The following is an 18,806-nucleotide window of genomic DNA, read 5'->3' as shown; positions in this document are numbered from 1 at the left end:
TCAAATGATCGAGAACCAGAAAATCCGTCCCGGCAAGGTCATTGGCCCGCTTGGCGAGCAGCTGACGCTCGACACGCTGCCGCCGCCCAGCACCACGCGGTGGGTGGTGCGTCGCAAGGCGGAGGTGGTCGCAGCCGTGAATGGCGGATTGCTCAGCGTCGACGATGTTTGCGCCCGCTATGGCCTGACCGTCGAGGAATTTGCGGGGTGGCAGCGCGCGATCGACCGGTCCGGCATGCCGGGTCTGCGGGTCACGCGGATTCAGCACTATAAGTCGTTGTACGAGCGCCAACAAAAGTATTGAATTCTAAAACTCAAAACGCGGGCGGAACAAAAATAACCGCTCGCTCGTCTTTCCGCCATCGCCCGGATACGGGTTCAACGGAGGGAAAATATCATGGGTCTCATTCTTTGGCTGATCATCGGCGGCGTCATCGGCTGGATTGCTAGCATGATCATGCGCACCGACGCGCAGCAGGGTATCTTCCTGAATATCGTTGTCGGCATCGTCGGTGCTTTTATCGGCGGCCTCGTCCTGTCGGGTGGTTCGATCAACAACGCACCGCTGACGCTGACGTCGTTCCTGGTTTCGCTGCTCGGTGCAGTCGTGTTGCTGGCGATCGTGAACCTGGTGCGTCGCGGTAGCGTCCGCTAAAAGTTCGCTTCGTCACGCGAAGAAAAAGGGCCGCCCGGGTAACCGGGCGGCCCTTTTTTCGTGCATGCGCGAAACGGCGATCCGCTCATCCTCACCGACCGCCGGCTTCGTGTCCCTCTCTCTGCCGGTCGGAGAGGGAGGCCCCCACCCGGCGCAGGGGTGGGGGGTGACACGGCGGCCGGGATCGGCCGCTATGGTCAGTTCAGCAGGAACCGCACCGACAGCGTGACCGTCACGTCCTTCTCGCCCGGTGCGATCTGCGTGCTGTCCTTGGCCATCGACGCGCGCATCATCATCATTGGTTGCGGCGAGCCACCCGTGTCCTGGCCCGATTCGGTGATCGATACGATCCGCGACACCCGCAGCCCCGCAGCCTTTGCATACAGATCGGCGCGCCGCTTCGCCTGCGCGATCGCGTTCGTCCGTGCCTCGTCGAGCGCCGCGTCGGGCTGGTCGATCGAGAGGTTCGGCCCGTCGATCTGGTTTGCGCCCTCGGCCACCAGCGCGTCGAGGATCGTGCCGGACTTCGCGACGTCGCGGAAGCGGATCGAGACGGTATTGGTTGCCTGATACCCGGTGATCACCGGCGGCTGGTTGTCGGCGTAGCGATATTGCGGCGAGAGCTGGACCGACGAGGTTGCGATGTCGCGTGGCGCCACGCCCGCGCGCTTCAGCGCGGCGAGGACTTTGGCCATGCGTTGCGCATTGTCGGTCAGCGCTGCGGCGGCGGTCGGCGACTGCGAGACGACGCCAGCGCGGATCGTCGCGAGATCGGGTATGCGCGTCGTGCGCCCCTCCGCGGTCACGTCGAGCACGGTGCCCGCGGCGGGAACCATCGGTTCGACCGTGGTCGGCGCGCTCTGCGCGATCGCGGCGGCCCCCGGCAATGCGACGGCGGCGAGCGCGGTAAGGAACGAGGCGGTCTTCATGGATATCTCTCCCGTATCATGACGTGTCTGCGTGTCGCGCGGATCAGGTCAACGCAAGCTGAACGTCCCGCCACCACTGCGAACGGCATTGCGGATAGATCGGATTCGAAGCATGTCTCCGATCCGCGCTCGCCGAGGGGCTTGAGCACGGTGACTTATTCGGATAACACAGCGTGTGAGTGGCGAAGCGGGTCGAGACAAGACCGGTCGGAATTGGGATTGTGGCGCGCATGAATTACGAGACGAAGATGGTCGGCAGCGAGAGCGAAGAGCAGCTGGCGTTGCCGGACTATAGTGCGTCGTCGCACCGCCGCCGCAATATCATCATCGCGGTGATTCTCGTGCTCGCGATCGCCATCGCGGTCTATGCGTTCAAGTCCGGCAAGAAGGACGCGGCAGCGGCAGCCCCCGGGGCACAATTGCCCAGCGTCACGGTCGTGGTGCCGGGGCGGCAGATGGTCGATCGGACGATCTCCGCGACGGGGACGCTGGCGGCACGCCGCGAGATGCCGGTCGGCGTCGCGGGCGAGGGCGGGATGATCACGCGCGTGCTGGTCGAGCCCGGCGCCTGGGTCGCGGCGGGGCAGGTGCTCGCCACGGTCGATCGGTCGGTCCAGACCGAGACCGCGGCGTCGCTCGCCGCGTCGGTCAGCGTCGCACGCTCCGACGAGACGATCGCGCAGGCCGAACTCGATCGCGCCAGGCAGCTGGTCGATCGCGGCTTCATCTCGAAGGCGGATCTGCAGCGCAAGGCGGCGACTCGCGATGCCGCGGCGGCGCGCGTGAAGGTTGCGCAGGCCACGCTCGGCGAGGCGCGCGCGCGCAACGGCCGGCTCGATATCCGCGCGCCCGCCGCCGGGCTCGTGTTGACCCGCGGCGTCGAGCCCGGCCAGATCGTCGGGCCGTCGGCCGGCGTGCTGTTCCGCATGGCGATGGGCGGCCAGATGGAGATGCGCGCGCAGTTGAGCGAGGCCGATCTCACCGGGCTGCGGGCCGGTGCACGCGCGACGGTCACGCCCGTCGGCACGACGCAGGGCTATCCCGGCGAAGTCTGGCAGGTCTCGCCCGTGATCGATCCGCAGACCCGCCAGGGGATCGCGCGGATCGCGGTCAAATATGATCCTGCGCTGCGTCCCGGGGGCTTCGCCGCGGCGACGATCGTCGGCGGCGTGACACAGGCGCCGCTGCTCCCCGATTCGGCGCTGCAGAGCGACGAGAAGGGCAATTACGTCTATATCGTCGGGCCTGGCGACAAGATCGCGCGGCGCAACGTCACGATCGGCCAGGTCTCCGATGCCGGCGTGACGATCGCGGGCGGGCTCGACGGCTCGGAGCGCGTGGTGCAGTCCGCAGGCGGCTTCCTGGCGCCCGGACAGACGGTCAAGCCGATCACCAAGAAGGCGAGCTGACAGCCATGAACTTCCGCAACATCTCGGCCTGGTCGATCCGCAATCCGGTCCCGCCGATCGTGCTGTTCCTGGCCCTGATGCTTGCGGGCATCGTCAGCTTCATGCGGATGGACGTCAACCGCGATCCGGACATCGACTTCCCGATCGCGATCGTCGTCGTCAGCCAGCCGGGTGCCGCGCCGACCGAGATGGAGACGCAGGTCACGCAGCGCGTCGAGGCGGCGGTCCGCTCGCTGCAGGGCATCGACGAGATCAACTCGACCGTGACCGAAGGCAATTCGGAGACGGTGATCCAGCTCACCATCGGCACCCCGATCGACCGCGCGGTCAATGACGTGCGCGACGCGATCGCGCAGATCCGCAGCGATCTTCCCGACGGGATCCTCGAACCGCAGGTCTACCGCGCCAACACCAGCGGCAACGACGTCGCGAGCTTCGCGGCGATCACCACCGACATGACCGTCGAACAGCTGTCCTGGTACATCGACGACACCGTCACCAAGGAACTGCTGTCGATTCCGGGCATGGCGACGATCAGCCGCAACGGTGGCGTCAGCCGCGAGATCCGCGTGATCCTCGATCCGCTGAAGCTCCAGAGCCAGGGGCTGACCGCAAGCCAGGTCAACGCGCAGTTGCGGCAGGTCAATCTGAACGCCGCGGGCGGGCGGGCGGAAATCGCCGGCTCCGAACAGTCGATCCGCGTGCTCGGCAATGCGCGCGATGCGAGCGATCTGGGCCAGACGCAGATCAACGTCGGCAATGGCCGCACCGTCCGCCTCGCCGACATTGCGCAGGTCCGCGATCTCTACGCCGAGCAGCGCAGCCGGGCGACCGTTGACGGGCGCCAGGCGATCACGTTCGATTTCCAGCGTGCCAAGGGGGCGTCCGACGTCACCATCTATCACGCCGCGGTCGATAAGCTGCGCGCGCTCGAGAAGCGCAATCCGTCGGTCAAGTTCGTCCAGCGCTATACCAGCACCGACTATACCGAAGCACAGTATGAGAGCGCGATCCACGCGATGATCGAGGGCGCGATCCTCGCCGTCATCGTCGTCTTCCTGTTCCTGCGCGACTGGCGCGCGACCGCGATCTCGGCGCTGGCGATCCCGTTGTCGGCAATTCCCGCCTTCTGGTTCATGGACCTGCTCGGCTTCGACCTGAACGGGATGACGCTGCTCGCGCTCAGCCTGGTCGCGGGCGTGCTGGTCGATGACGCGATCGTCGAGATCGAGAACATCGTCCGGCACATGCGGATGGGCAAATCCGCCTATCAGGCCTCGATCGACGCCGCCGACGAGATCGGTCTCGCGGTGCTGGCGACGACGATGGCGATCGTCGCGGTGTTCCTGCCGGTCGCGCTGATGCCGGGTATCGCGGGGCAGTTCTTCAAGAATTTCGGCCTGACCGTCGTCGCCGCGGTGCTGATGAGCCTTGCGGTGGCACGTCTCGTGACGCCGATGATCGCCGCGTATTTCCTCAAGTCGTTCGGCCATGCGAGCCACGGCGAAGGTAAGGTCATGGACTGGTACGTCCGCACGCTCCACTGGACGCTCGACAGCCGCAAGGCTGCGGCTTGGCGCGCGCGCGGCGGCATCCGCAAGATGTTCAATCGCGTCATGGATCACCGGATGTGGGCGATCGGCGCGGGCGTCCTGGCGTTCGCGATCACGCTGTTCATGTTCACCGTCATCCCCTCGCAGTTCCAGCCGACCCGCGATGAGGATGATGCGACTGCGCAGATCGAGATGGTGCCCGGCACCACGCTGGCGCAGACCGACGCGGTGGTCGCACGGGTCAGCGCCTTGCTCGGCCAGCAACCCGCGGTCAGCACGGTCTACGCCCGTACCCGCGTCGGCAGCGGCACCGTGACCGCCAACCTGCGCGAGGATCGCAAGGAAAAGTCGGTCGATTTCGAACGCCGCCTGGCGCCGCAACTCACCGCGATCCCCGATGCACGCGTGTCGTTCCGGTCGCAGTCCGGCTGGGGCGGCAGTGGGCGTGACGTGACGATCGTCCTCGGTGGCAGCGATCCCGCCAAGCTGCAACAGGCGGCGGACAAGATCGTCGCCGAGATGGGCGCGCTCAAGTCGCTGACCGCACCGCGCGTGTCGGGCGGGATGCAGCGCCCCGAAATCGTCATCCGCCCCCGCTTCGATCTTGCCGCCAATCTCGGCGTGACGACACAAGCCCTGTCCTCCGCGATCCGGATCGCGACGCTCGGCGATATCGACCAGAACTCGGCGCGCTTCTCGCTCTCGGATCGCCAGATCCCGATCCGAGTCGCGCTCGACCAGTCGGCGCGGACCAGCCTGTCGACGATCCAGAACCTGCCGGTCGCGACCGCGTCGGGGGGCTCGGTGCCGCTCAACCTCGTCGCGGATATCGGCCTCGGCTCGGGCCCGACGAAGATCGACCGGGTTAACCAGCAGCGCCAGATCACGCTGGGCGCCGATCTCGCGCCCGGCGTCGTGATCTCGGACGCGATGAAGCAGGTCCATGCGCTGCCGTCGATGAAGGCGCTGCCCGTCGGCGTCAGCGAACTCACGCTCGGCCAGAGCAAGTGGCAGGCCGAGATGATCACCAATTTCATCACCGCGGTGATCTCGGGCACGTTCCTCGTCTTCGCGGTGCTGGTGCTGCTGTACCGCCGCGTGCTGCCGCCGTTCGTCAACATGGGGTCGCTGCTGCTCGCGCCGCTCGGCGGGTTGCTCGCGCTGTGGGCGACCGGCCAGCCGCTGTCGCTGCCGGTCTATATCGGGCTTCTGATGCTGCTCGGGATCGTCGCCAAGAATTCGATCCTGCTGATCGACTTCGCGCTCGACGAGATGAGCAAGGGCGTCGATGCGTTTACCGCGATCATCGATGCCGGGCATAAGCGCGCGCAGCCGATCGTGATGACGACGGTCGCGATGGTCGCGGGCATGGTGCCGACCGCGATGTCGATCAGCGGCGATTCGTCGTCGCGCGCGCCGATGGGGACGGTCGTGATCGGCGGCCTTGCGCTGTCGACGCTGCTGACTCTGCTGATCATTCCCGCCGCGTTCAGCCTTGCCGTCGGGATCGAGCGCAGTGTCGGGCCGCGGCTCAGCCGTCGCCTGCTCACCTATCGTCCGGGCGACAATGGCGATGACGTGATCGGGATTGCCGGCCCCAATCCCGGCCCGCTGCTGGGCCCGACAACCGGCAAGCTGGGTCATGGCCGCGATCAGGGTGACGGCACGCAACCCGCGGAATGAGGTCCCGACGTCCCACCTCGCTGCACCTGGATGGTCGAACCGCCGCGCCGGCATGAACCTTCGGCGCGCTGGGGGATTGTTTCGGGTATGACGCTTTTATCCCGCACGCGCCCGGTCGGCGAAGCAGCCCCGGCGGCGCTCGTCCGCATGCGGATCGTCGCCACCGGCCTGCTCGTGGTCATGGCGGCGACGTTTTTCGTCAGCCGGGCGCTCGTCCCCGTGCACCCGGCGTTTGCGTTCGTGCGCGCCTTTGCGGAGGCGGCGATGGTCGGCGGGCTGGCCGACTGGTTCGCGGTCACCGCGCTGTTCCGTCATCCGCTCGGGCTGCCGATCCCGCATACTGCGATCGTGCCGCGCAACAAGGATCGGATCGGCGACACGCTGGCGCAGTTCCTCCGCGCGAACTTCCTGATCCCCGTCGTCATCGCGCGGCGCACCCGCCGGCTCGACGTGGCTGGAGCGATCTCGCGCTGGCTGACCGATCCGCCCGAAGGCGCAGGCGGACGTTTCCGGCAGGGCGCGTCCAAACTGGTCGCGCAGATCCTTGAGGGGCTCGATCCTGCGCGGCTCGGCGGCATGGTGAAGGCCGGGATCGCGGCCCGCCTGCGGGCGACGGAGGTCTCGCCGATTCTCGGTCAGCTTCTAAAGGCGGCGATCGCCGAACGCCGGCATGCCCCGTTGCTCGAAAGTGCGATCCGCTGGGCGGCCAAGACGCTGGCGGCAAACGATCACCTCGTCCGCGCGATGGTCCATGACAAGGCTGGCTCGATCCTGCGCTGGACCGGGCTGGATACCACTGTCGCGGACAAGCTCATTGGCGGTTTCGATCGTCTCCTCGCCGAAATGGCGGAGGATCCCGAGCATCCACTGCGACTGAAGGCGGAGGAGGGCCTCGATCGGCTCGCCTGGGACCTGCAATATGATCGCCGTATGCGCGAACGGGTCGAGGGGCTGAAGAACGACCTGCTCGACAATCCGGCGATGCAGCGCTGGCTCGACGGACTGTGGGAACAGGCGCGCGGCGCATTGTTGGCAATCGCGCGCGATCCCGAACGCGCGATGGCGGGCAAGCTCGGGGACATGCTGCGCCAGTTCGGCGAGACGCTGCAGCATGATCCGCGGATGTCGCGGACGATCAACCGGTTCGTGCGCCGCGCCGCGGTCGGCGCGGCGGCGGATTATGGCGACGGCATCGTCAAGCTCGTGTCCGACACCGTGCGCAGCTGGGATGCAGACACGATCACCAGCCGGCTGGAGAACGCAGTCGGGCGCGATCTCCAATATATCCGTGTCAACGGGACGATCGTCGGCGGCCTGGTCGGGCTGGTGATCCACAGCGTGGACGTGCTGGTGTAACGGGTAGCGGCATCCGACCGGCTCGCGGTCCTCCACGGCGACAGGCAATACGCGGCCACGCCGAACAGGATCGGCCGCTGTCTGCAAGCGATCCGTGCGATCGCCGCACCAAGGGTCGCGGACATCTCATCCGGTTGCTTGGTCATGATCCAAAGGCGTTCGAGTCGTTCTATAAGGATGCCATCTGCGTCCTGGTCGCAGAGAAGCGGACCGAGGGACGTGCGGCGATCATCGCTGCGGTCACAGGCATCCATCGGCGCGAAGGCTGGGCGACGAACGCGAGGAGGGCCGGACGCGATCGGCCCAAAGGGCATGTCTTTATGCCCGACATGGCGACGCTTATCTTCGACATTGCTGTCCCCGAGAACGGCAAACCCATCGTCGGGCTCGAGCAGGCGATGATCCTCGTCGCGGCCGCGCCGGCGCGGGTCAGAGCTTGAGCGGGGGGCCGAGCCGCTCCATGCCGTAGGACCGCATCAAGCTATCGTCCTTCTCGGTGAAATAGCCGCCAGGACTAAAGCCGTCCTGCTCCCACGCGTTGAAGAACGCTTCCATCTTGCCGGCGGGGGCAAAGCTCAGGAGCAGACGGCCGGCCGTGGATCCGACAAACGCCCAAGCATGCGGAACGCCACGCGGCCCCAGGATACAGTCTCCCGTTTTCAACGCGTAGCGCGTCTCGCCCACCTGCACCGCATACTCGCCGTCGAGGACGTAGAAGAGTTCGTCCTCGCCGTGGTGGACATGCATCGGCGGGCCGCCCCGGCGCTGATTGGCCTGTTCGATGACGAACAGGTCGCCCTTCGCGTCGCTCGTCACGACCTTGTAGCTTGTCGCGCTGACGCCGATCTGGCGTTTCTGTCCAGCCCGATCGCTGCCGGCCCGCACCACCGCGACCGGCAACGCGCCGGCCGAACGCGGATCGGGCGTAGCACCAACCGGACCGAGGCGCGCCGGCGAGATCGTGTCGTGCGACGCCGCGTGCGACGCGGTGCCGCCAGCCAGCATCGCCAGCGGAAGAGCCAAGATCGATCGGCGTTCCATACGTCCTCCCGATGGTGACGTGCAGTACGGCATTCGTGACGGGCCGGCCGTGACGGGCCGGCCGTGACGGGCCGGCCGTGACGGACCTGCCGTGACGGACCTGCCGTGACGGACCGGACATGACGGACCTGCCATCGCTGTGCGCGGCGATCACCGTATCGGAATACCGGATCAAGGGCCAGTTCTGCCCCGTTTCGGGGACGGCTTCGGCATCGGTTTTCGACCATGTTTACGCCGGTCCTGCGGTATCGTCGGCGCAGGTGGCGACCCACCGTCAGCGGGCCGTCAGCGGGCCGTCAGCGCTCCCAGTCGGGCATCGGCCATCCCTTGGCCTTCGCCAGCAACCGCAGCGGCCCATGCGCATTCACCGCGAACGGCTCGTCCGCCCAATCGAACGTCGGTGCGTCTGACACATGGTCCGAATAGAACCGCACATGCGCATCCGTCCGGGCGATGCACTCGCGCTCCATCCAGGCCTCGATCATGCGCAATTTCGCCGGGCCGTAGCAGTTCTCGCCGTCGATACCCGCCAGCAGATGGCCCTTGGCATCGCGCAGGCTCTCCGTCCCGATTACCGCGTCGAAGCCCAGCCGCTGCGCGATCGCCTCGACATAGAAACGGTACGACGCGGTCGCCATGACCAGCCGGTAGCCCGCCGCGCGGTCCGCCTCGATCCGCGCGCGCGCGCCGGCGAACACGCCGTCGCGCACCACCCGGTCGGCAAACGCCTCCGCGCTGCGGCGTTCCTGCGCCGGCGACAGGCGCTTGCCGAGCATCATCCGCTGCATGACGTACTTCAACCGCCCCCGGCTGATCAGCCGCCCGACATAGCCAAGCGCGGCCACGCCGGCGAACGGCACCAGCGCCAGCCGCCACGGCGCACCGCTGGTCCGCGCGGTATGCAGCAGGAACGGCGTCCAGGTCGGCATATGCGTGATCGTCTTGTCCATATCGTAGATAGCGAGGCGGACGGACGGCGCGCCGGACGGGCGGGCAGGATAGATTTCGGTCATCGTCGCGACTTACGCCGCATTCACCTTGCCGATCCAGTCGGTTTGCCGCAAAGGTGCGGCCGATGAGCGCGATGGCCGATTTCCAACAGGACGGTGCCGATACCGGCACGCTTCGGTTTACCGGCGATCTGTCGCTGGCCAAGCTCGGCAATCTGCCCGACCGGCTCGAGTCGGTCGATGCGTCGTCGGTCAAGCATGTCGATCTCAGCGGAGTCGACCGGATCGACACGATCGGCGCCTGGATCGTCCACCGCTTCGCCGCGCGCAACGATGCGACGATCGATGGGCTCGATGCCAATGACCAGGCGCTGTTCGACCAGGTCGTCGCCTCCGACCAGCCGATCGCCGCCAAGCCTGCCAAGGTCGGCGCGGTCAGCCGCGTGCTCGGCGAGATCGGCGATGCGGTCGTGCTGTCGGGCAAGACGATGCTCGGGCTGCTCGGTTTTCTCGGCGCCACCACGGTCGCGTTCGGCAGCGTCATCCGTCATCCGCAGCGGTTCCGGTTCAATGCGGTCGTCCAGCGCTTCGAGGTGGTCGGCGTCGCCGCACTCGGCATCGTCGGGCTGATGAGCTTCCTGATCGGCATGGTCATCGCGCAACAGGGCGCGGTCCAGCTCCGCCAGTTCGGTGCCGAAGTCTTCACGATCAATCTCGTCGGCCGCCTGACGATCCGTGAGCTCGGTTTGCTGATGACGGCGATCATGGTCGCCGGTCGCTCGGGCTCGGCCTTCGCGGCCCAGCTCGGCACGATGAAGTTGACCGAAGAGATCGACGCGATGCGGACGATCGGCGTGTCGCCGATGGAGGCGCTGGTGCTGCCGCGCGTCCTGGCGGCGATCGTGATGATGCCGCTGCTCGGCTTCTACGCGTCGGTCATCGCGATCATCGGCGGCGGCCTCCTGTGCTGGGTGCAGCTGGGGATCCCGCCGGTCACCTTCATCGCGCGCATCCGCGAGGTCGTGCCGATCACCGACCTGTACATCTCGCTGATCAAGGCGCCGGTGTTCGGCGCGATCATCGCGATCGCGGGCTGCTTCCAGGGGATGCAGGTCGAATCCGACGCCGAGCAGGTCGGCCTGCGGACCACCTCGGCGGTGGTCCAGGGCATTTTCCTCGTGATCGTCCTCGACGCGTTCTTCGCGGTGTTCTTCACCTGGTTGGGTTGGGACTGATGCCCCGCAAGACAGACGATATCCTCATCTCCGTAAAGGGGCTGAAGAACGCATTCGGCGACTCGGTGGTGCACGAAGGGCTCGACCTCGACGTGCGGCGCGGCGAGATACTCGGCGTGGTCGGCGGGTCGGGTACCGGCAAGTCGGTGCTGATGCGGTCGATCATCGGGCTGCAGACCCCCGCGGCGGGCGAGATCAGCGTCTTCGGCGAGCCCAATATCGGTCGCGAAGAAACCGAAGCGACCGAGATTCGCAAGCGCTGGGGCGTCTTGTTCCAGGGCGGTGCGCTGTTCTCGACGCTGACAGTGGCCGAGAATGTCGAAGTGCCGTTGCGCGAATTCTACCCGGACCTGACAGGCGCGCTGCTCTCGGAGATCGCGTCGTACAAGGTCGTGATGACCGGCCTGCCTGCCGACGCCGCGAACAAGTTTCCCGCCGAATTGTCGGGCGGCATGAAGAAGCGCGCGGGGCTGGCGCGGGCGCTTGCGCTCGATCCGGAACTGCTGTTTCTCGACGAACCGACCGCCGGGCTCGATCCGATCGGTGCCGCGGCGTTCGACGGGTTGATCCAGTCGTTGCAGAAGACGCTGGGGCTGACGGTGTTCCTGATCACGCACGACCTCGACACGCTCTATGCGATCTGCGACCGGGTCGCGGTGCTCGCCGACAAGAAGGTGATCGCGGTCGGGACGATCGATGAACTGATCGCGCTCGATCACCCGTGGATCGAGGAATATTTCAAGGGGCCGCGCGGTCGTGCCGCGGTCGCGACGCAGGAGGCGCACGCGCGCGCCGACGAGCAAGCTGCACAACATCCTACCGAAGTCCAGTCCAAGCAGTCCGCGCCGGACGACGCCGACGCGACATACGCCGAGAAAGAAGCAAGGACGCGCTGATGGAAACCCGTTCGAACCACGTCCTAGTCGGCGCCGTCGTGCTGATCTTGCTCGCCTTGCTGGCGCTGTTCACCGTGTGGATCGCGCGGCTTGGCGGCAAGGAAGAGAAGGAATATGACATCTTCTTCCGCCAGTCGGTCGACGGGCTCGCGCGCGGGTCCGCGGTGGTGTTCTCGGGCGTGCCGTCTGGCCAGGTGAAGACGATTTCGCTGTGGAAGAACGATCCGCAGTTCGTCCGCGTCCGGATCAGCGTCAACGACGAGACCCCGGTGCTGCAGGGCACGACCGCGTCGATCTCGGGCGTCGGCTTCACCGGCGTCAGCCAGGTATCGCTCGATGGTGCGCGCAAGGGCGCTCCGGCAGTCGCATGCCCCGACGTCAACGGCCAGCCTTGCCCCTATGGCGTACCGGTCATTCCGACCAAGCAGGGCGGCCTCGGCGCGATCCTGAACTCGGCCCCGCAGTTGCTTGAGCGGCTGTCGACGCTGACCGAGCGGCTGACCGGGCTGCTGACCGACCGTAACCAGGCATCGATCGCGGGCATTCTCGAAAACACCAACCGGTTGACCGATGCGCTCGCCGATCGCGGTCCGGAGATCGCCGCGACGCTTGCGCAGACGCGCGTTGCGATCCAGCAGGCCGGCGATGCCGCGCAACAGTTCGGCGTTCTCGCCAAGACCACCAACGGCGTCCTGTCCGAGGACGTGAAGCCGGCAATGGCCAATCTGAACAAGGCGATCGTCTCCGCGCAGCGGAGCGCCGATACGCTGAATTCGGCGATCGGCGATGCGCGGCCGGGGTTGCAGGCCTTTTCGAAGACGACGATCCCCGAGGCCAACCGTCTGGTCCGCGATCTGCGGACGACCGCGGCGGCCTTGTCGTCGGTCGCCGAAAAGGTCGACCAGCAGGGTGCGAGTTCGCTGATCGGGCAGCAGAAGCTCCCGGATTACAAGGGTAAGTGAGGCACGCCATGAAGACACCGCTCATCCTGATCGCGATGCTGCCGCTTGCCGGGTGCATCAGCTTCGGCGCCAAGCCGCCCCCCACGCTGCTGACGCTGACGAGTGCGTCGACCGTGACGGTCGGGCAGAACCAGGATTCGGCGACGAGCAAGTCGATCACGATCCAGGTGCCCGTCGTGCCGCAGTCGCTGGCGACCGCGCGCGTGCCCGTGCAGGCCACCCCGACCTCGATCGCCTATGTGACCGATGCGCAGTGGGCGGAGCCGCCGGCGCGTCTGTTCGCACGGTTGGTATCGGACACGGTCGCGTCGCGGACCGGACTCGTGGTGCTGTCGACCGCGCAGTCGATCGGCGATCCGGGCGGCTTGCTGGGCGGCGAACTCCGCGCGTTCGGCCTCGATGCGACGACGCGCGAGGCGGTCGTGACGTTCGACGCCTCGCTCACCCGCGTCGGCAAGACGTCGGTCGAGAAGCATCGTTTCGAGGCGCGCGTGCCGGTGTCGGCGATCGACGCGCCCTCGGCGGCGGCGGGGATCAACCAGGCGGCGAACCAGGTCGCGACCGAGGTGGCGGACTGGATCGGGCGGTGAACGCGGCGTCGCTCTGAACGTTGACGCTCCCTGACCAGGAGAGCTGCAATGCCGCAGGGCGACAAGGACGCGTATACCGACAAGCAGAAGCGCAAGGCCGCGCATATCGCCGACGGCTATGAGGCGAGCGGCGTTCCCGAGCCGGAAGCGCAAGCGCGCGCCTGGGCCACGGTGAACAAGGATTCGGGCGGCGGCAACAAGTCCGGCTCCGGCCGGGGCAAGCCAGATACGCACACGGCATCGGGGGCAGGCGACCGGTCTGCCGCCGCGAAGAAGGGCTGGGCCACCCGGCGCGCGAACGCGAAGGGTTGAGCGCTGGCCTGCGTCAGAGCCGCAGCACAGCTTCCGCTTGGGCGAGGTGCAGCCGCTCGACCATCTGGCCATCGAGGCGGATGGCGCCCTTGTCCGCATTATCAGGAACCGCGAACGCCGCGACGATCGCGCGCGCCCATGCCAGTTCGTCCTTGCTCGGACCGAAGGCGGTATTTGCTGCCTCGATCTGCGAGGGGTGGATCAGCGTCTTGCCGTCGAACCCCAGCATCGCGCCTTGCGCGCATTCGGCATCAAATCGCGCCGGATCGTCGAGCGCGTTACAGACGCCATCGAGCGCGACGATCCCCGCGGCGCGAGCGGCCATCAAGATCGACGCGAGCGCCGGGAACAACGGCGTGCGCTCCGCTCCAAGTCGGCACCGCATCTCCTTGGCAAGATCGTTCGTGCCCGCCACCAGCGCGGTCAGTCGCGCCGACGCCGCAGCGTCGGACAGCGCCGGCAGCGACAGGATCGCGGCACAGGTCTCGATCATCGCCCAGATTGGCGTGCCGTCGTCGCCAAGCGAGCTGCGGACCGCATTCAACTCAGCCGGGTAGGACAGCTTGGGCACCAGCACCGCATCGACGCCGATCCCGCGTACCGCAGCGATGTCATCCGCGTACCATGGCGTCTCGAGGCCGTTGATCCGGACCACGAGTTCGCGTGCGCCGAAACCCCCGTCGCGCACGGTCGCAACGACCCGGTCGCGTGCGGCGCCCTTTTCCTCGGGCGCGACGGCGTCCTCCAGGTCGAGAATGACGACGTCGCAGGCGAGCGTCCGTGCCTTGGCGATCGCCCGCGGGTTGGACGCGGGCATGTAGAGCGCGCTGCGGCGTGGTCGATGCGTCATTCTGCCAGCCTGCATCAGGTGATGACGTCGGGCTTCAGGCGTCCGGTATACTCGGTGATACCTGCAATCGACTCCGCGGCGGCGACGATGCTCGCGAGCATCTCGCCAGTGTCGCGGTCGAGGTCGCCGCCGACGGGGTCGTAGCGTTCGAGATACACGCGCAACGTCGCGCCGCTGGTGCCCGTGCCCGATAGGCGGAACACGACGCGGCTGCCGCCGGCGAACAGGATGCGCACGCCCTGGTTGCGGCTGATCGAGCCGTCGGTCGGGTCGGTATAGGCGAACTCGTCCGCGGTCTCGACGGTCAGGTCGTCGAATGTCTGGCCGGGCAGCGTGGCGAGGCTGGTGCGCAACGCCGCTATCAGCGCATCGGCGCGCGCCGTCTCGACACCCTCGTAATCGTGGCGGGCGTAATAGTTGCGGCCGAACTTGGCCCAGTGATCCTGCGCGATTGCGTCGACGCTCTCGCCGCGGACCGCGAGGATGTTGAGCCAGAGCAGCACCGCCCACAGCCCGTCCTTCTCGCGGACATGGTCGGAGCCGGTCCCCGCGCTCTCCTCGCCGCAGATCGTCGCCATCCCCGCATCGAGCAGATTGCCGAAGAATTTCCAGCCGGTCGGCGTCTCATAGGCGGGGATGCCCAGCGCTGCCGCGACGCGGTCCGCCGCCGCGCTGGTCGGCATCGAGCGGGCGATACCCTTGAGCCCGCCTGCATAACCAGGCGCGAGGTGCGCGTTCGCCGCCAGCATCGCGAGGCTGTCGGAGGGGGTGACGAACCGGTGCTTGCCGATGATCAGGTTGCGGTCGCCGTCGCCGTCCGAGGCTGCGCCGAAATCGGGCGCGTCGGGGGCCATCATCGTCTCGTACAGCGCGTGCGCGTGGACGAGATTGGGGTCGGGGTGATGCCCGCCGAAATCGGGGAGCGGCATGCCGTTGCGCACCGTGCCAGCCGCAAAGCCCAGCCGGCGTTCGAGGATCTCGGTCGCATAGGGCCCGGTGACCGCGCTCATCGCGTCGAACGCAATCGTCAGCTTCGCGGCGCGGATCGCGTCGAAATCGAACAGCGTCTCCATCAGCGCGGCATAGTCTTCGACCGGATCGACGACCTCGACGGGCATGTCACCGACCATGACCTCGCCGTCCTGGTCGAGATCGATGTCGGCCGCATCGACGGTCAGCCAGCGGTCGATCTCGAGCGTGCGCGCGTTGATCGCGTCGGTGATCGATTCGGGTGCGGGGCCGCCATTGGCGATGTTGTACTTGATCCCGAAATCCTCGTCGGGACCGCCGGGGTTGTGGCTGGCGGACAGGACCAGCCCGCCGATCGCGCCACGCTTGCGGATCATGTGGCTCGCGGCGGGCGTCGACAGGATGCCGCCGCGCCCGACGATCACGCGGCCAAAACCGTTCGCCGCGGCCATCCGGATCGCGACCTGGATCACCTCGCGGTTGAGAAAGCGGCCATCGCCACCGATCACCAGCGTCGCGCCCGCCTTGTCCGCGACCACGTCGAACACCGACTGGACGAAGTTCTCCGCGTAATTGGGCTGCTGGAAGACCTTCACCTTCTTGCGCAGGCCCGAGGTGCCGGGCTTCTGGTCGCTATAGGGCGTGGTCGAAACGGTGCGGATCATGCGGGCTCCAGAAGGCTCGAATAGAGGTTTGCGTAACGCCGACCGCTCTCGTCCCACGAGAAGTCCGCGCGCATCGCGTTGCGCTGCAACATGGCCCACCGATCGGGGCGTGCATAGAGCGCGAACGTTCGGCGCAACGCATGGCTGAGTGCTTCGGGCGTGATGCCGTCATGCTGGATGCCGGTGGCGACGCCCGCGGCGATCGCGGCCTCGTTTGCGTCGATCACCGTGTCGGCGAGCCCGCCGGTGCGCGCGACGACGGGGATGCAGCCATAAGCGAGGCCGTAAAGCTGCGTCAGGCCGCAGGGTTCGAACCGCGACGGGATCAGGATCGCGTCGGCGCCCGCCTGGAGCAGATGCGAGACCGGCTCGTCATAGCCGATGCGGACGCCGACCCGGCCGGGGTGGCGCTCGGCGGCAGCGAGAAAGGCGCCTTCGAGCGCGGCATCGCCCGAGCCGAGCAGCGCGAGCCGGCCGCCGAGCGCGACCAGTTCGTCGAGCGTCGCGACGAGGACGTCCATGCCCTTCTGCCACGTCAGCCGGCTGATGACGGTGAAGATCGGCCCGTCGCCGCTGTCGAGCCCATAGAGAGTCTCGACCGCGCGCTTGTTCGCGCGGCGACGGGTGAGCGTGCGTGCGGTGTAGCGCGACGGCAGCGCCGCGTCGGTGGCGGGGTTCCAGACTGCGGGGTCGATGCCGTTGACGATCCCCGTGAGGCGATCGGCCCGGACGTTGATCAGCCCTTCGAGCCCCATGCCGAATTCGCCGCGCCGGATCTCGGCGGCATAGGTCGGGCTGACCGTGGTGATCGCATCGGCCGCTTCGAGACCGGCCTTCAGGAAGCCCACACCGCCATAATATTCGACGCCATCGAGCGCGAACGCCGCATCGGGCAGCGCGAGATCGGCGAAGATCTCCGCGCCATAGCGGCCCTGGAACGCGATATTGTGGATCGTGACGATCGTCTTGGCCGGGGCACCGGGGCCGGGGGCATAGCGCAGATAGGCGGGCGCCATCGCCGCCTGCCAGTCATGCGCGTGGAGGATGGCGAACTCCTGCCCCTCGATCACACCCGAGGCGAGATCCGCGGCGGCACGGCCGAACGCGGCGAACCGGAGCCAGTTGTCGACCCAGTCGGCGCCGGTCGCGTCGCCGTACGGGCCACCGCCGCGCGCGAACAGGCTGGGCGCGTCGAGGATCAGGAGCGGATGCTCACCAATCTTCGCCGCCAGGATCCGCGCTTCGACGCCGAGCAAGTCGGCATAGCGATGCACGACCTTCGCCTTCCTGGTGACTGCCGCGAGCGCGGGGTAGCCGGGGAGGAAGGTCGTCATCGCGACGCCGTGATGCGCGAGCGCGGCGGGCAGCGCGCCGACCACGTCCGCCAGCCCGCCGGTCTTGATCAGCGGATACGCCTCCGACGCCACCGAAAGGACGCGCATCATTCGAACTCCCGTTGCAGCGACGCCCGCGCCGGTCGCATGCTCATTCGGTCAGCCGGTCGATCATCGATTTGGTCACGAGCACCACGCCATTGTCGGTACGGCGGAAGCGGTGCGCGTCGAGTGCGGCATCCTCGCCGACGACGAGGCCGTCCGGGATCACCACGCCGCGATCGACTACCACCTTGGACAGTCGCGCACCGCGACCGATCTCGCAATGCGGCAGGATCACTGCCTGGTCGAGCATCGAATAGCTGTGCGCGCGCGTGCCCGTGAAGATCAGGCTGCGATGGATCGACGACCCCGAGATGATGCAGTCGCCCGAAACAAGGCTCGACACCGCTTCGCCGCGCCGCCCGTCATCGGCATGAACGAACTTGGCGGGGGGCGTGACCTCCGAATAAGTCCATAGCGGCCAGCTGCGGTCGTACAGATCGAGCTTGGGCACCACGTCGGTCAGATCGATATTGGCCTCCCAATAGGCATCGACCGTCCCGACGTCACGCCAATAGGCCTCGACTTCGCCCTCCGATCGCACGCAGCTGTCCGAGAAGCGATGCGCGACCGCCTTGCCGTGCTTCACGAGGTACGGGATGATGTCCTTGCCGAAGTCGCGCGCGGAGCCTGGCGTCTCGGCATCGCGGCGCAGTTCGTCGAACAGCAACCGAGTGTGGAAGACGTAGATCCCCATCGATGCCAGCGCGATGTCCGGATTGCCCGGAATCGCCGGGGGATCGGCGGGCTTCTCGACGAACGCGGTGACGTTGTCATGCTCGTCGACCGCCATCACGCCGAAGCCGACCGCCTCCATCCGCGGCACTTCGAGACAGGCGATCGTGACGTCCGCGCCGGTCTCGCAATGCTGTTGCAGGATCAGCTCGTAATCCATCTTGTAGATATGATCGCCCGCCAGGATGACCATGTATTCGGGCGCGTGGCTCTCGATGATGTCGATATTCTGGTACACCGCGTCGGCGGTGCCCTCATACCATTGGAACTCGCTGATCCGCTGCGACGCGGGCAGGATGTCGAAGCTCTCGTTGCGTTCGGAGCGCAGGAAGTTCCAGCCGCTTTGCAAATGGCGGATCAGCGAATGCGCCTTGTACTGCGTGGCCACGCCGATCCGGCGGATGCCCGAATTGATCGCGTTCGACAGCGCGAAATCGATGATCCGTGCCTTGCCGCCGAAATACACCGCGGGTTTCGCGCGCGTATCGGTCAGCTCCATCAGCCGACTGCCGCGGCCACCGGCCAGCACATACGCCATCGCGTCGCGCGCCAGTGGCTGTCCCCGCCGTTCAACCATGTC

General features: G+C 67.1%; 17 protein-coding genes. 10 read left to right on the top strand and 7 right to left on the bottom strand.

Annotated elements, in window-relative coordinates; translation table 11 throughout:
* Nucleotides 1–4 precede the first annotated feature (4 nt).
* Nucleotides 5–304 carry a CtrA inhibitor SciP gene (sciP, locus tag ASF00_RS15930; protein WP_055881542.1) on the top strand — a complete coding sequence of 100 codons (300 nt, stop codon included), beginning with the start codon at nt 5–7 and terminating at the stop codon, nt 302–304.
* A gap of 93 nt (nt 305–397) precedes the next feature.
* Nucleotides 398–655: a GlsB/YeaQ/YmgE family stress response membrane protein gene (locus tag ASF00_RS15925; protein WP_055881539.1), complete on the top strand. Its 258-nt coding sequence runs from the start codon at nt 398–400 to the stop codon at nt 653–655.
* Between the two features lie 197 nt (nt 656–852).
* Here ASF00_RS15925 and ASF00_RS15920 read toward each other — a convergent pair whose 3' ends face one another.
* On the bottom strand, nt 853–1,584 hold the full coding sequence (locus ASF00_RS15920) for an SIMPL domain-containing protein (RefSeq protein WP_055881536.1): 732 nt from the start codon (nt 1,582–1,584) through the stop codon (nt 853–855).
* Between the two features lie 230 nt (nt 1,585–1,814).
* Between ASF00_RS15920 and ASF00_RS15915 the strand changes: the two genes are divergently transcribed.
* The 3 genes from ASF00_RS15915 (at nt 1,815) to ASF00_RS15905 (ending at nt 7,585) form a co-directional block, all read left to right on the top strand.
* Entirely contained in the window at nt 1,815–2,993 is a 1,179-nt protein-coding gene (locus ASF00_RS15915; RefSeq protein ID WP_055881533.1) for an efflux RND transporter periplasmic adaptor subunit, read from the top strand.
* A gap of 5 nt (nt 2,994–2,998) precedes the next feature.
* A complete protein-coding gene (locus ASF00_RS15910) occupies nt 2,999–6,229 on the top strand; it encodes an efflux RND transporter permease subunit (RefSeq protein ID WP_055881530.1) in 3,231 nt (1,076 codons plus the stop codon).
* An 87-nt stretch (nt 6,230–6,316) separates the two neighbouring features.
* A complete protein-coding gene (locus tag ASF00_RS15905) occupies nt 6,317–7,585 on the top strand; it encodes a DUF445 domain-containing protein (protein WP_055881527.1) in 1,269 nt (422 codons plus the stop codon).
* Between the two features lie 429 nt (nt 7,586–8,014).
* Here ASF00_RS15905 and ASF00_RS15895 read toward each other — a convergent pair whose 3' ends face one another.
* Nucleotides 8,015–8,626 (bottom strand): cupin domain-containing protein, encoded by a 612-nt coding sequence (locus ASF00_RS15895; RefSeq protein WP_055881520.1) that lies wholly within the window; start codon nt 8,624–8,626, stop codon nt 8,015–8,017.
* Nucleotides 8,627–8,922: 296 nt separating this feature from the next.
* Entirely contained in the window at nt 8,923–9,639 is a 717-nt protein-coding gene (locus tag ASF00_RS15890) for an HAD family hydrolase (RefSeq protein WP_055881518.1), read from the bottom strand.
* Nucleotides 9,640–9,701: 62 nt separating this feature from the next.
* Between ASF00_RS15890 and ASF00_RS15885 the strand changes: the two genes are divergently transcribed.
* Genes ASF00_RS15885 through ASF00_RS15865 form a run of 5 tightly spaced genes read left to right on the top strand, consistent with a single transcriptional unit; the run spans nt 9,702 to nt 13,571 of the window.
* Nucleotides 9,702–10,811 (top strand): ABC transporter permease, encoded by a 1,110-nt coding sequence (locus ASF00_RS15885; RefSeq protein ID WP_055881514.1) that lies wholly within the window; start codon nt 9,702–9,704, stop codon nt 10,809–10,811.
* Nucleotides 10,811–11,707: an ABC transporter ATP-binding protein gene (locus ASF00_RS15880; protein ID WP_055881512.1), complete on the top strand. Its 897-nt coding sequence runs from the start codon at nt 10,811–10,813 to the stop codon at nt 11,705–11,707. Before ASF00_RS15885 ends, ASF00_RS15880 begins: the two co-directional genes overlap by 1 nt.
* On the top strand, nt 11,707–12,669 hold the full coding sequence (locus ASF00_RS15875; RefSeq protein ID WP_055881510.1) for an MlaD family protein: 963 nt from the start codon (nt 11,707–11,709) through the stop codon (nt 12,667–12,669). The genes ASF00_RS15880 and ASF00_RS15875 overlap by 1 nt, the downstream gene beginning before the upstream one ends.
* Before the next feature lie 8 nt (nt 12,670–12,677).
* Entirely contained in the window at nt 12,678–13,259 is a 582-nt protein-coding gene (locus ASF00_RS15870; protein WP_055881508.1) for an ABC-type transport auxiliary lipoprotein family protein, read from the top strand.
* A gap of 48 nt (nt 13,260–13,307) precedes the next feature.
* Nucleotides 13,308–13,571, top strand: a complete 264-nt coding sequence (locus ASF00_RS15865; RefSeq protein ID WP_055881506.1) for a hypothetical protein — start codon at nt 13,308–13,310, stop codon at nt 13,569–13,571.
* A gap of 13 nt (nt 13,572–13,584) precedes the next feature.
* On the opposite strand, the gene ASF00_RS15860 is transcribed toward ASF00_RS15865, so the two are convergent.
* From ASF00_RS15860 to glgC, 4 genes are read right to left on the bottom strand one after another with little or no spacing between them, the layout of a single operon-like run.
* Entirely contained in the window at nt 13,585–14,421 is an 837-nt protein-coding gene (locus ASF00_RS15860) for an HpcH/HpaI aldolase/citrate lyase family protein (protein WP_055881504.1), read from the bottom strand.
* A gap of 14 nt (nt 14,422–14,435) precedes the next feature.
* A complete protein-coding gene (locus ASF00_RS15855; protein WP_055881494.1) occupies nt 14,436–16,055 on the bottom strand; it encodes an alpha-D-glucose phosphate-specific phosphoglucomutase in 1,620 nt (539 codons plus the stop codon).
* Entirely contained in the window at nt 16,052–17,500 is a 1,449-nt protein-coding gene (glgA, locus tag ASF00_RS15850) for a glycogen synthase GlgA (protein ID WP_055881485.1), read from the bottom strand. The genes ASF00_RS15855 and glgA overlap by 4 nt, the downstream gene beginning before the upstream one ends.
* A gap of 40 nt (nt 17,501–17,540) precedes the next feature.
* A complete protein-coding gene (gene glgC / locus ASF00_RS15845) occupies nt 17,541–18,803 on the bottom strand; it encodes a glucose-1-phosphate adenylyltransferase (protein WP_082463496.1) in 1,263 nt (420 codons plus the stop codon).
* Nucleotides 18,804–18,806: the final 3 nt, after the last annotated feature.

This window comes from Sphingomonas sp. Leaf34 (assembly GCF_001421805.1).
GTDB lineage: Bacteria > Pseudomonadota > Alphaproteobacteria > Sphingomonadales > Sphingomonadaceae > Sphingomonas.
Note: the sequence above shows the minus strand (reverse complement) of the source record. Positions and strands in the feature narration are given on the sequence as shown.